The organism is Massilia frigida, from assembly GCF_011682175.1.
Taxonomy (GTDB): Bacteria; Pseudomonadota; Gammaproteobacteria; order Burkholderiales; family Burkholderiaceae_D; genus Telluria_A; species Telluria_A frigida.
This window is the reverse complement of record NZ_WHJG01000025.1, coordinates 1-13873: the sequence shown is the minus strand read 5'-3', so window position 1 is coordinate 13873 and position 13873 is coordinate 1. Positions and strand designations below refer to the sequence as shown.

General features: G+C 59.6%; 9 protein-coding genes. 4 read left to right on the top strand and 5 right to left on the bottom strand.

Annotated features, from left to right (window positions below):
- Positions 1 to 21 precede the first annotated feature (21 nt).
- Complete coding sequence (locus tag F2P44_RS21430; RefSeq protein WP_167089129.1) at positions 22 to 1656, bottom strand: ATP-binding domain-containing protein; 1635 nt, start codon at positions 1654 to 1656, stop codon at positions 22 to 24.
- A 360-nt stretch (positions 1657 to 2016) separates the two neighbouring features.
- On the opposite strand from F2P44_RS21430, the gene F2P44_RS21425 reads away from it, so the two are divergent.
- Together F2P44_RS21425 and F2P44_RS21420 are read left to right on the top strand one after the other, a co-directional pair.
- A complete protein-coding gene (locus F2P44_RS21425) occupies positions 2017 to 3711 on the top strand; it encodes a lipocalin-like domain-containing protein (protein ID WP_167089127.1) in 1695 nt (564 codons plus the stop codon).
- A 167-nt stretch (positions 3712 to 3878) separates the two neighbouring features.
- The gene (locus tag F2P44_RS21420) at positions 3879 to 4418 is read left to right on the top strand and encodes a PEP-CTERM sorting domain-containing protein (RefSeq protein WP_167089125.1); all 540 of its coding nucleotides are present in this window, start codon (positions 3879 to 3881) and stop codon (positions 4416 to 4418) included.
- A gap of 43 nt (positions 4419 to 4461) precedes the next feature.
- Here F2P44_RS21420 and F2P44_RS21415 read toward each other — a convergent pair whose 3' ends face one another.
- On the bottom strand, positions 4462 to 6285 hold the full coding sequence (locus F2P44_RS21415; RefSeq protein WP_167089123.1) for an SGNH/GDSL hydrolase family protein: 1824 nt from the start codon (positions 6283 to 6285) through the stop codon (positions 4462 to 4464).
- Positions 6286 to 6617: 332 nt separating this feature from the next.
- Here F2P44_RS21415 and F2P44_RS21410 point away from each other — a divergent pair, with 332 nt between their 5' ends.
- On the top strand, positions 6618 to 7760 hold the full coding sequence (locus F2P44_RS21410) for a diguanylate cyclase domain-containing protein (RefSeq protein ID WP_167089121.1): 1143 nt from the start codon (positions 6618 to 6620) through the stop codon (positions 7758 to 7760).
- 93 nt (positions 7761 to 7853) lie between these two features.
- Here the strand turns inward: F2P44_RS21410 and F2P44_RS21405 are convergent, their stop codons facing one another.
- On the bottom strand, positions 7854 to 8540 hold the full coding sequence (locus F2P44_RS21405; RefSeq protein ID WP_167089119.1) for a response regulator: 687 nt from the start codon (positions 8538 to 8540) through the stop codon (positions 7854 to 7856).
- Positions 8537 to 10684, bottom strand: coding sequence for an ATP-binding protein (locus tag F2P44_RS21400; protein ID WP_167089117.1), 2148 nt, complete (start codon positions 10682 to 10684; stop codon positions 8537 to 8539). The genes F2P44_RS21405 and F2P44_RS21400 overlap by 4 nt, the downstream gene beginning before the upstream one ends.
- 580 nt (positions 10685 to 11264) lie before the next feature.
- On the opposite strand from F2P44_RS21400, the gene F2P44_RS21395 reads away from it, so the two are divergent.
- Positions 11265 to 13052 carry a S8 family peptidase gene (locus F2P44_RS21395; protein WP_167089115.1) on the top strand — a complete coding sequence of 596 codons (1788 nt, stop codon included), beginning with the start codon at positions 11265 to 11267 and terminating at the stop codon, positions 13050 to 13052.
- A gap of 204 nt (positions 13053 to 13256) precedes the next feature.
- Here F2P44_RS21395 and F2P44_RS21390 read toward each other — a convergent pair whose 3' ends face one another.
- Complete coding sequence (locus F2P44_RS21390; RefSeq protein WP_167089114.1) at positions 13257 to 13733, bottom strand: hypothetical protein; 477 nt, start codon at positions 13731 to 13733, stop codon at positions 13257 to 13259.
- Positions 13734 to 13873: the final 140 nt, after the last annotated feature.

Genomic DNA, 13873 nt, shown 5'->3' with positions numbered 1-13873 from the left:
TCATACGGTGGCTGTCAGGCATCAGATCCGGTCCAGCAACTGCTGTCCGGCGCGCTCGCTGAGCACCAGCACCAGCTTGAGCCTGGCCCTGGTCATGCCGACGAAGAGCTTGCGCAGCACCAGTTCGTCGATCTGGGCGAAATCGATCTCGGTAAAAATCACCGCGGGCGCCGACTGGCCCTTGAAGCGGTACACCGATTCGGCCAGCAAGCCGCCGTCCCGGTACACGGGGTTGCCGAACAGGTCGTATTCGCCGGTGAACGACTTGAGCGTGTGGGCCTCGCTGAGCTTGTCGAGCCGGAGGATGGCCGACTTTTCGCGTCCGCGAAACGATGCGATGGCGATATCGTGCCGGGCGAAGCCGGCGCCCAGGCACAGCGTGACCGCGCGCCGGGTCTGGGCCAGCATGGCCTCGGTGTCGCCCTCGGGATACATCAGTTCCTCGATGTCGGCGCCCTTGAACGGGCTGCCCGCCTCGACCTGCGGGTGCAGCGCGCCGAGCGAGGCCAGCATGTCGACGATCTGGCGCGGGCTGCGGAAGTTGGTAGCGGAATGCAGCTTGACCCAGCCCGGCAGCGGCACCGTGGGGCGGCCGTACAGGTTCTGGTTGGGGTCTTCCAGCCAGATGGCGCGGCCATCGTCCTTGAGCATGCGCAGCAGGATGTCGCGCCAGGCGATGGAAAAGTCCTGGCCTTCGTCGACGACCAGCACGTCGTATTTCCAGGTGTCCGGCAGCGCGGCGCCGGCCATGCGCGCTTCGATCTCGTCCCACACGCCGGGCGCGGCGTAGTCGGGGATGTGGCCCTGGGCGCGCAGGAAGGCGTCGCTGAGCATGTGGAAGGTCGCGACCCGCCCGCCCGCGGGAACCAGGTGTTCGATGTGGTCGGCAAGGGGCCGGTTGTAGCACACGTACAGGGGCGACAGGCCGGCCTCGATGGCGGCGGCGTATTCGGCCAGGGCCAGCTGGGTCTTGCCGCTGCCGGCGGTGCCGATCACGCGCAGGCGGAACGGGGTGAATTCCAGCCGCCGCGCCCAGGTGGCCAGGCCGCCGGACAGGCGCGTGACCATGGCGGCGGCATTGCCGATCATGGCGCTGGGATCGGGCCGCAAGCTGAGCATGTTGCCGAGAAAGCGCGTCACCTTCTCGAACTGCTCGCCGGGCTTGGGGTCCGTGATGGGCAGGATGTCGAGGATCACCCGGGCCAGGCGGTCTTTATTGGTGGCGTCGATGATGTGGCGCGGGTCGATGCCCGCCAAGTGCGGGTTGCGCACGATGTAGTCGGGGCAGTACAGCAGGTAATCGATGGACAGCTCGCTGCCGAAGCGTTCCGTGAGGCCCTTGATGGAACGCATGATGTGGTTGGCGACCTTGCGCGGCTTGCCCTCGTAATGCTTGACCAGGCCATCGGCCGTTTCGTTCAGCAAGCCCGATTTCTGCTCGATCAGCAGCACGCGTCCGCTGGGCGCGACGAGGATGAAATCGATCTCGCCAAACACCGAAAAGCCATTCTCGACGTTGGTCCAGTGCACGCCATGATAGATGCGGTAGGGCGCATCGGCCAGCCGCGTCTCAAGATAGCCCAGCGTCTCGATCTCGCGCACGGCGGTGCCGGTGACGGACATCTCTTGCCAGCCGGTTGGATGAATGTGGGCCATGGGATCGGGGCGCGCGCGCCGTGGTGGTTAATACAATATTGTAAGCGGTGTCCAGGCGATGACCGCACGCTTGCGTATGACCCCTCGATCGTGGTCGGCATCACGCCGTTCGCTGAAGCGAGCAGCCTTGGCATCGCGGCCGCATGGCACGTGGGGACGGGACGAAGAGTGAGGAGGAGAGAGCGATATCTGTTGTGGAAACACTGTCAATATGAAACTATGGTTAAAAACACCATTGCCACTGTTTAACCCGCGTCCGAACGTCTTAGCGATAGCCAAAGGTAGGACCTGCAATGCTGGTTTGTCACGGTCGTTCGTCGTTCCTCTGTTGATAGGTTCCATCTTAAGCGAAAGACAATGATGAATCCACTGACCCTGCAGGGTATTGCCCAAGCCCTTTGGATGAAAGAATATGATGCCGCGAAAATTCCTCCCGGGATTCTCGAACGCATCAACAGCGAAAAAAACAGCGAAAGTGCCTATGCTGCGCGCTTCCTGCATCGGCTGCGCCAACTTGAGGAAAACCAGTTGTCGTTTGTGCCTGAACGCGCGCAACGGTATGCGCTCCTGCGCAAGCACTGGGAGCACGCCAAGGCGATGAGCCCACGCGAGTTTTATACAAGTTGCCTGTTTCTTGGCCCGGAATCGAACACGGGCTACGAGACCATCCCATCGAATCCGTGCTTCGATTTCCCTGGTATCGACTTGCCTCAATTGAGGAACCAGCTTGGATGGCATTTTTTCGTTGGCAATTTTACCGATGAATCCGGCAAACACTATAGTGTCGAGCTGATGTTCTGGCAGTATGCGCTGCTGCCGCCGCCGCTGGCTGCAGAACTTGGCTTGAGCGACATTGAAAACCAGTCGCTTGAAATGCATCTCGCGATCTGCGACCCGCAGACGGGCCAGCAATATCGTGCCGACACCGTCGTCGTCGCCGGTACCACAGGGCTGATTGACGTGCAGGCGGCCCCGTACGCATACCGACTCGGGCGCAATGTCATCGAGGGACTCAGCGCCAGCGGCGATCTGTTTCCCGTGCATCTGCAAGCCCGTGGCTGGGACAGGGGTAAACTACCGCAAGTCGAGTTCGAGATCGATCTCACGCTCGATAAACGGAAGGATTATTTTTTTCAGGGCGATGGCGGCTGCTCGCCCAGCGTCGACGGACTCGGCACACTGTATTATTCGGCCCCGCTGCTCACCTTGCAAGACGGGGTCGAGAATGTGATCACGATCGCCGGCAAGCGCATCGTGCTCAAGGGGGGCAGCATGTGGTACGACCACCAGTGGACAGCCGGATTCATGCCGGACGGCGCTGCGCTGGATGCGGTTGTGCGTGCTGAAAGCAATCTCGCCACGCCAAAGCCGGGTGGTTGGGACTGGTTCGAGTTGCAGTTCAACGCCAATCTGGAACATAACATGCCGGAAGAGGTGCAGATGACGTTCGCTGCGCTGCACGACTGGAGCAACAAGGCATATTACTGGCAGACTGGGCCCACCCCGCCTGAGGCGATGTCCGCGATAGTGACCGGCAAGTACATCGACCCGCGCAGTGTCACCACCGATATCACCGGCACGATGACCGTGACAGACTGGGTGAATAACACGACATCGCCTAACCCTGACATCTACCCGCCGACGAACACGTGGTATCCCGCCGGCTATCGTTTCAAGTTCGAGCAGCCGGCATTGCCGCTGCCGGCGCATCTGATCGAGTTCACGCTCAAGCCCTTGATCGCGTCAGGACAGACAGGATTTTTCGGGACCGGACTTCAATATACCGAAGGCGGCGCAGTGATCCATGATCTGGCCGGGAAGGAAATCGGCCGCGGTTTCGCCGAGGGCACCAATTGGGCGCACTCGGCCGCCTCGGTCGTCAGCTTGGCCGGACTGCCGGTCAGCGACGAGACGCTTGAGCTGCTCACTCCGGTCTCTCCCTCGGCCGAGCTGAAAGCCGAGAGCGGCGCTTATGTAAAAGCACACTTTGCCGAATTGATTGCCATTCTCCGCGCAGCGAGGCCTCCCATTACTCCTGATGAATTGAATAAATAACGATGTCGCACGCGCAACCCGGCGGGCAGGCTTGCCGGCTTGCGCGTGCATACGATAGCAGTGCTCTGATATCGCGCCGTGGATCATTAACGTTCTCAATGCTGCATCCGCACGACAGTTTGGAAACGCCACTTTGCTAAGCTGTCACTTTTTCTCAGGAGGCTACCATGCTCAAACCCTTGCTACTTATTGCCGCTGCCGTGTTGGCGAGCAGCGCTCACGCGGCGTCGACGTCCCGTGACTTCACCTATACCGGTTTCTACCACGCAGAAGCAGGGCAGTTCCTTCCCAACGCCAGCATCTACGGCTATTTCGACAGCGACGATCTCAACGGTAACGGGCTTATTGAGCGCAGCGAGGTCACGTCCTTTGTCCTCAACAGCCAGCAATATGTCGGCTGGTGCGGCGCCGAAGTGTTCATGTGCGGGCTGTTCGACTTCTCCTATACCCCTGGCGGCGCCCTCAATTTTCATACGTCCTGGAGCACCGATCCGTGGGGCGAGGGTGTCGCGGGCGGCAGTGCGATCAGCGGCGTTGAAGTGAAGGAGCACTCGTACTGGCCAGGCGGCTCGGCATCGTATACCTTGCGCTGGACCGAAGACACCATCCTGAGCATGAGCCCGGTCCCCGAACCGGCCACGTATGGCATGCTGGCGCTGGGCTTGGGCGTGCTCGCTCTCAGTGCGCGGCGCCGCTCGCGGTCGTAGCCCGGTCGCGGCGCCGCGTCGGGTGACTGTCACCGTGCGCTGTTTAGCGCCCGGCAACGTTCGCTGGCGCAACCGGGGTGCGTTCAAACAGGCGGTCGGCAATGCTTGCATGTACGGCCGCCGTGGGATGCGCTATACCGGACATCCAGTCGTCCTCCACCCCATGGTGTTTGGTGTGGACTGACTGTGTAAGCAGCGCATCGCTGGCCGACCTGAGTCCGCGTATGCGCGCCGGATCGTAGGGCTTGAAATCGACCAAGGAATCAAGCCGCGGCAAGTCTGAAAAATTCCTGGTTGTGCTTGCCCACGTTAATCTGTTTGCCGAATCACAACTCCCTTTTGTACAGCTTGGAGGATTTCCGCAAATTGTGCGAGGACTGTTCCCGGAGATTAAGAATCCATCGTTGGCGTCAATGGCGGACCAGCCGTTGCCGACGGTCGGAACAAGCGCGATTTGCACGGTGCGCAAGGGATCGATAAAATCGGTGCGAATTTTCGTGGCCGCAGCCTCGGGAAGTCCGAACTTGAAATCGGACCCGAAGGTATTGATTTTCAGGGCGAGTGGATGGTTGCCGTCGCGGGTCCTTTTTCGACATCCACCATAATCCCTGACTGGCAGGGGATCGGGGTAAATCAAGGCGATCGTGCGGCTGGAAGGGCTTTTCACCGGAACCAGGGCGTTTTCCAGGTCCTTGTAAAGCCGGGGCATGTGCATCAATGAAGCCGCCGCCTTGTCGGGAGCAATGGGATTGATAAATTTGTTCACCAGCCGCAAGCCCCATGTACGAAACGGGGAGAGCAGTCCACCCCGGTGATTGTGAACGTTCGGTACGCCCAAGCCCCACTTTACAACGCCGGAAAATCCCAAATCGTTACCGCCGAATGACACCAGTATCTCGTCGGCCTGCAAGGGCGCGGAGGCGCAGCTTGCGAGGCCATACGCGCCGAACAGCCACTGCTTTTTCCTGGGCCCGCTGATGGGTGGACTTCCCGCCGTCGTCTGTTCGGTGATGCTGCCATCCCGGCATAAGAGCTCCATGATGGCCCGCTGCTGGGACTGGCCTGCCTGCTGGCCCTCGACCATGCCGGGCGGATCGATTTGGGGTTTGAGGAATCCATCGTAGACTTCGGCGCCGCTGCAGGCGAAGGAGGCAAAGCGAACCACCCTATGCGATTCCGAAAATGCCTGCCGCATGGCATACAGCGCCTGCCACGACAGCAAGGAGCGGTGGCACGTTTTGTCCCACCACGCGGCGTTTTGGCTGACGACGGAATCAGCTTTCTTATCGAACCAGTCGTCATGGAGATTTTCCGGATTCCGCAATACGGTAGGGTGATCTGGATTGCCTTCCCCGGAGGCGAACGAATCGCCGATAGCGATGATGAGTTTCGATTGAATGCCTGACCGTTCTTCGAGGGCCGCGAGGCGGACACCGTTTTGCAGAACCTGTACCGAGAACGGCTTGTTTTCGGTGATGGTCGAGGTGGTTCCGCTACAAGGGGCCAAGTAGGTTTTGGCGTCGACCTGCCAGCTGCATTCGCCTTGAACATGATTGCCGACGAGGGAAAAGCGCACCGCGTGCTCCTGCTTGAACAGGATATCCGCCTGGTACTTGCCCGACTTTGCATCCCATGCCGTCCGCTCGATAGGCAGCAACTTGCGTAAATCCGCCGCCGAGTAATTTCTGGACAGAAATTCGGCGGCGGAACCCGTTGCGAACGCCTGTTCCAGCACCTGGAAGTCCTTCACGTCGCTAAACACCGGAAATCGATTCTCGACCTTCCAACTGATCTCCGCAGCCTGAGCCAGACCGGCGCAGTCAAGGCAAGCGAATAACGACAACACCAGCGCACCTGTATTTTTCATTTTTTTCGATCTCGGATGACATGCATTGTTGACATGAGTCAGTGTCAATACGATACATCGAAGTCAACAATTTCATGCTAAAAATTGCCGTGAAGGGGTGATTTTGATGAGCTGTGTGGCAGATCGGTAGGAATTGTTGGGATTGACAGACAAAGTCGGGAATCGGATCAGGTCTGTCCAACGAGCAAGGATATTTCAAACAGGCAATACGATGGCGCGCACGGGACCGCTGTGATGGCTGCCCTAACCGAACGGCTCGCCTGCGACAGTTCGTGGATAATTGATCTGGGTAATGATCGTCACGAAACTACACAGATCCGATGAAGAGTGCAATGGCTGCCAAAAACGAACGTGACGCTAGCGCAGTTCCAAGCCGGATGCAACGCTTTGCCAGCCTTGTGCTGACCGACGACCGCGACCAGCGGCGGGCGATCACGATGGTGTTGACCACCACGGCCCTGTATTCGGTCTGCCTTGCTTTACTGGCCTTTGGCGTACTCTATGGCGTGTTTCCCATCGAGCGCATCGGTGTGCTGGCATTGCTGCTGGCACTGGCCGGCCCGGTCTTTTACGCCATCATCCGCAGCGGCCTCAATCTGCGTTTCAGCGAGCCCAAGCTGGCTTTCCCGCAGGCGCTGGTGGCGCAATCCATGATCGCGCTCGCCTATACGGTGTGCGGCCCGGTTCATTCCGCCACCATCATTTTCATGGCCGTGGTCACCGTGTATGGCATGTTCGACATGAGCATGCGCCGGGTTCGCCTGGTTTTACTGTATACCCTTGCCGTGATGGCGCTTGTCATGGCGTGGAAAGTGCACACCGACCCGCAGGTCTACCAAGGCCCGCTGGAGATCATGTATTTCGCCATGATGGCAACGTCCCTCACCGCCATCTCCCTGCTGTCGATGCTGGTATCGAAGATGCGCAAACGTCTGCGCAGCCAGAAAGACGAGCTGGCCCAGGCGCTGGCGCGCATCCAGATCGCGGCCACCCACGATGAACTCACCGGGCTGGCCAACCGGCGCCACATGATCGCCCTGCTGGGGGAGCACATCACCCGGCGCTCACGCGGCGGACCTGGCTTTGCGGTGGCGCTGGCCGATATCGACCATTTCAAAAATGTGAACGATACCCATGGCCACCGGGTCGGTGACGAAGCCCTGATGACATTCGCGCACCTGGCGCGCGTCCAGCTGCGCAGCGCCGACCTGGTTGCACGCTGGGGCGGCGAGGAATTCCTGATATTGCTACCGGAAACCAACCCGCCGGGTGAGCCGAACAGGGCCGTTGAGCGGCTGCGCGCGGCGCTGGCGATGGCATCGGCCAGCGACCATGTCCCGGATCTGCGGATTGCTTTCTCGACCGGCCTGACACGCTACATCGACGGTGAGCCGATCGACGACATGATCGAACGGGCCGACCGTGCGCTCTACGCGGCCAAGGACGCCGGGCGCAACCGGACTGTGACGGTGTAAGGCGGTGCCAGGACACGCTGCCGCAATGCGCGCCCGATGCCAGGCGCCGCATCCGTGCCAGGGCAACTGGCCAAGCTGCTGCTCGGACAGCGTTCAGAAATCCCCGAAACGATAACCCACGCCGTAGACGGAGAAAATGTAGTCGGTGTCGCCGGTGTAGGGTTTGATTTTCTTGCGGATGTTTTTTATATGACTGTCGACGGAGCGGTCATTGACCGCGCGCCCAAGGTCATCCTTTGCATTGAGCAGGGCTTCGCGTTCAAAAATCCTCCCGGGTTGGGCCAGCAGGGTCTTGAATATGCGGTACTCGACTTGGGAAAGCGGTAACGCCTTGCGCTGCCACCAGATGCGTTGCGCCGCTTCCTCCACCACAAACCCGAAGGTGTGCTGGTCCCTGCCCATCGGCGCGGCGGCCCGGCGCACCTGGGCACGCACGCGAGCGACTACCTCGCGTGGACTGACCGGCTTGCACAGGTAGTCATCGGCACCGATATCGAGCCCTTGGATCCGGTCGGCTTCGTCGACGCGCGCGGTCAGCATGATAATCGGCACCATCGAAAACATTCTCACGGCCCGGCACACCTCGATCCCGTCGAGCCCGGGCAGCATGACATCTAAAATCACGACGCTTGGTGCGGATTGCCTGATGTACGCCACCGCGCTATTCCCGTCCAGGATATGCGCAGTACGAAAGCCCTCCCGTTGCAGATACTCGGCCAATACCTGCGCCGGCTTTACCTCATCGTCAACAATGACTATTTCGTGCGCTGCGGGATTCATGTCTTGTCGCTTGAAGGAGGCAGGTCAATGCGGATTGCCAGGCCGCCCATCGGCGACGGCTCGGCAGTAATGTTCCCACGATGGGCATGGACGATGGCCTGGCAGATCGACAGTCCGAGTCCGCTTCCACCGGCGCGGCGGCTGCGTGCGATATCGGCCCTGTACAGTGGCTCGAACAGGTGCCTGGCATCGGCCGGCGCGATTCCGGGCAGGGTGTCCTGGAGGGTGATGTACACCCGCTGCAGCCCTGCCTTGACCGACAACGCCACCTCTCCCGGCGCATCCGTATAGCTGATGCTGTTTTGAACCAGGTTATCCAATAGCTGCTCGAAGCGTCCCTTATCCCATTTTACGGACAAGACAGCGGGAGGCATGTCCAGGCTAAAACGCAGACCTTTTTCCTGTGCGTAGCGCACGTACTCGCGGGTTTTTTTCGTCAAGAGCGCGTCAAGCTGCCAGCTGGTGAACGTACATGGCAGGGGACGCAGATAGCTCAAGGCCACTTCGTGCAAGTCCGACACCAGCCGGGATAATCGCATCACTTCTTCATGGATGGAAGCGATGGCGCGCTTGTTGATCGTTCTTACTCCATCCAGCAAAGCCTCGGTTTCGCATAGCAAGGAAAAGAGGGGGATGCGCAATTCGTGGCTGATATCGGCAATCCATCGTTTGCGGGCTCCTTCCAGGCTGGACAGCGACTCGGCCATCAGGTTGACATTACTGGCAAGCTCAGCCAGCTCTGGCGACTCCCCCGGCGACAGGCGGACACTGAATTCGCCATTCGCAATGCGGCCGGTTGTCGTTTTCACGGCAGCCAGAAATTCAGTGCGCTGTTGCGCTTCCCGTAGTTGGCAAGTTCGTTGTTCAAGTTGTTTGGCTAACTCGGCGTTATTGAGCTCCAGCGCTGTGTTGTACTTTTGCTCAAACGCCGATTTTTTGCGTTGCAGAATGCGCACCCGGTCCTGCTGCGCCACGCCGAGGAGCACCAGTTCCGCGATAAACGCCAGCTGGCAGTAGAAGAAATAATTTTCATAACTCAGTTCCGCCAACCGAATCCCGGCAATGCCGATGATCAGGGCCGCGTTATACACCAGCTGCGCTACCAGATACCAGCGCGCAAAAACCGCCCGGCCTCTGAGGGCGAGGATCGCCACCACGGGGGCAATCGCATGCGTAAATAACAAGGCGATCGTCACCTGGATCACGGCCACCTGAAGGCCGAGTGTTCGCAAGACGATGCCTGCGATGGCAAGAAGAATGACGCCGACAAAATACTTGTCAAAACGCGGCATGAACTGCCTGGTCTGGAGGAACTCCCGCACGAACATACAGTTGGCAATTGTCGCCAGTAAGAAAAATACGACCAGCATGAAGTTCGCGATGTCCGGCCGGCCGACAAAGACGTATTCGGCCAATTGTCCATTTATTCCCATCCACGAACCCATAATCGCGAGCACATAGCCGGCGTAGATCACGCTGCCACGGCTGCCGTTGATGAGCCATGCACAGAGCGCATACACGACCAGGGCGCAGGGAATTCCGTAAAGGACTCCCATCAATAGCTGATCGTTTGCCATTTTTCGTAAAAACGTTACTTCATCCGATAGCGCAAAGACCAAATGCATCGGTGACAGCTGTTTGTTCCGCAAACGGATGTAGAGCTCCGATACTTGTCCCGCTTCCGACGTGTGGCGAACGCTCGCGATGCGATGTGGAATCTGCCGATCCGGCACCAGGGTCCGGTCGCCCCCTGTAGCGTGGGTTATCAGCGCGCCATTGGTAAAAACCCAGTAGTCGACGTAGTCGGTGATCGGCATGGGATGGCGTAGCACCCACGTGATGCTCGCGTTGGAAGCGTTATGGACCGATGTCTTGAGCCAGTAGTCGCCACGCTGGAAGCGCTGATTGACATCGCGCTTGCGCAACACCGAAAACTGCTGATCCGGCAGTTTTCTCAGTTCGTCAACCGTCAGGGTCTGTCGTGGGTCCAGCAGAAACCGGAGACCGAGTATTTCACCAGACAGATCGCCGGACTGCTTCAGGCTGGCCAAATCAACGCTGCTCGTGGCCCCGGCCGGAAAGCACATCAACATGAATGTGGCGAAAACAACAAGGTGGCGTGTGACGTGGAGGGAGAACAACATAGAACGCTAAAGGTTGAACCGTTGAAGCAATGCCAGGACGGTCGATTGCGCTTCTTGTGGGAAGAGTCGGGAATGCCGTGCGCCGGGACGCCTGGCCAGGCAGTCATGCATCGCGTCCGTTAGCCCTCATCGAACACGATTGTGCAGGGATTGTACCCTCGCTTCCAGTTACGGTGCGGCATTTTTCGAGATTGCGCAAGGGCAGGAACCGAAGCCTGGTCACTGGCTTGCCGCCGTCGGCGTGGACGCCCGGCGCAAGCCTTGGAGCGCGTATGTGTGCTGTTGTTGTGATGTCGCCTTGCTAACGTGCATCCTTGGAAAACGTTAACGAAGAATCCACAATTCATCCACATTTTCCTTTCATACTTTGGCATCTGGGAACCCAGCGCGTCATGAACATGCTGCGGGCGGCCGCCACTCGCGCGGCCAGTTGCTCATGAAATGAGGCTCGGAGAACACTGCCGCATTTCACCCAGATCCACGCGTCAACGATCTTGATGCGCCGCTTTGCCATTACCCATCAAAAAAATGATCGAAAAAATCGATTGAACAACGTGCCCATGTGGCGCAGGAGACTGATATGCATCGCCATCCCCGTTTTTACCTTGCCTGTACCGCATCCGTTATCGCCGTGGCCGCCGCTCTGGCGTCGGCCGCGCAGGCTGCCCCGGCCGCGCCCGCCGCCCACGCCTTATCCATTGACGAGCTGCGCACCATGGAAGGATTGCAGCGCTTTGACCGCACGCGTCTGATCGTCAAGTTCCGCAGCGACGCTACCGAAGCCGACAAGGAGCAGGCAATGCGCGCCATCATGCCGACCAGCCATCAACGCTTGCGCGGCGGGCGTCACGACCGCGGCCTCGCCAGCGTCACGAATGACAGCGTGGCTGGCGCCACGGATCGCGCCCGGACGCGCGGCATGGATCGCTACCAACTGGTCAATCTGAACCGTTTGTGGAGCGTGCCATCGGCGATCGCGCAGCTGCGCCGCAACCCCCTGGTGGAAGATGTCCAGCCGGACTGGATGCTGGAGTTGCAGGACACCGCACCGTCCAACGATGCGGCATTCAACAACCTGTGGGGCGTGCACGGCGCCACCACCACCCCCGCCAATCCGTTTGGCACCGGCGCGGCCGCGCTCTGGCAGCAAGGCTATGCATGCAAGACGACCCAGCCGGTGTACGTGGCGGTGCTCGATACCGGTGTACGCAGCACGCACGAAGACTTGAAGGACAATATGTTTACCAATGGCGGCGAAAAAGCCGGCGATGGGATCGATAACGATGGCAACGGATTCATTGACGACGTGCGGGGCTGGAATTTCTATAGCCACAGCAATAACACGGAGGATGACCACTCGCACGGCACCCACGTGGCCGGCACCATCGCCGCGCGCCACAACAACAGCCTGGGCGTGGCGGGCATCTGCGGCGATGGCGGGGTCAAGATCCTTCCCGTCAAAGTATGCAGCTCTGGCGGCAGCTGCCCCTCCAGCGCGGTGCTGGAAGCGCTCAGCTATCTGGTGGACCTGAAGACCAAGCGCGGCATGAACGTGGTGGCAGTGAACCTGTCGCTGGGAGGCATGTCCGATTCCGTCAACAATAATGGCATCGAATACTTCCAGGCTGCGCGCGACGCCAATATCATGGTGGCCGCCGCGGCCGGCAATAGTGGCGCCAACACGGACGCGAAATTCATGTGGCCGGCTAACCTGGACGTGGAGAACGTCATCGCGGTGGGCAATCTGAAGCAAGACGGTACCTTGTCATCGACGTCCAATTTCGGCGTCACGTCGGTGGACATCGCTGCGCCGGGAACGGGCATTTATTCCACCGTGATCAATTCGGACAGCGCTTACAGCTGGAAGAACGGTACCTCGATGGCGTCTCCTCACGTGGCCGGCGCGCTCGGACTGTATCGCGTGCTGCACCCGACGGCCACGGTACAGGAAACGCGTAATGCCTTGCTGTCCAGCGCGGCGGTGGAGCCTTTGTTGAACGGCAAGGTGGCCGGCTCGCGCAGGCTGGACGTGTCGCACTGGGCCTGGGGAAAAGCCACCAGCTTTCAGGCGCAATGCGGCGCCAGCCTGACCAACAGGGTGGGTTTGTGGATCCGCACGACGGCCTATAGCGATGGCTCGCTGCGCACCCCGCTGGCACAGATGGGCACTGCGTTGACGATCACCAATGCACAAGGCGGCTTGATGGGCAGCTACGCCCGCAAGACCGACGCCAACGGCCAGGTGCTGTGGTCGTTTACCGGCACGCAGTTCCCATGGGGATCGCAGTTCTCGGTCAATGTCCGCACCGACGATGGCGGCAGCCGCACTTACACCAGCGCTGAGCTTGCCTGCTATGCCAGCCGCTAAGCGCAGGTGAGGCAAGCCGCAGGGATGCGGATGGATTCGGGTCAGCGCAGTCAGGGCGGAAGTGCCAGGATTGTTGTGCGCGCTACCTTGAAGACTTTTCCTGCGAGATAGATCGGCAGTGTGGAAGGTGACGGCGCACATTCCACACTGGTGCCGATTCAAGACATCGACCGACCATCCTGGCTGTCCGCAACGACGATACATTTACAGCGCGGGGTTGTCAGGATGGTCAACCCTTACCCAGCGCTTCCCATCGAACCAGCTGATATCCTTGACGCCGAACGACCAGAGAACTTGGTTGCGGCAGTCCAGACGATGCGATTGCACTGGTGGGTTAAGTCCGGAATTGACTGCGCGAATGCTCTGACCATCGTAAACGAAGATCCCGTCGTTGAAGGTCGCTAAAAATATGTTGTCTTGAAACCGTGCCAGCGAATGAAATGTCAGGTTATCGTCCACATTGCTTACATCGCGAAAACCCGAGCGTGCGTTTCCCGTCAGTAGGGCACCGTTATAGCCACAGGCCCACACCGCATCGCCATACACACGAATCCAGTTGAGATGTACATCAATACCTGTCTCTATCGAGGACCAGGCCGCGCCGTTGTAATGAAAGATTTTTCCGTCGTCGCCGGCAACATAGAGGTCGTTTTCATGGTTGCCGTCGATGCTGTTGAGCATGATCGCGTCTGGATCGTAAGTGCCCCATGAACCCCAGGCTGTTCAGGGAACCGTTTCGCTGGCTAAATCATGGCTATGCAAATTCCACGGCAACAGCGCCTCCACCTCGTCCACCGTCGTCGCCAGCGGCAAGCTGCGCA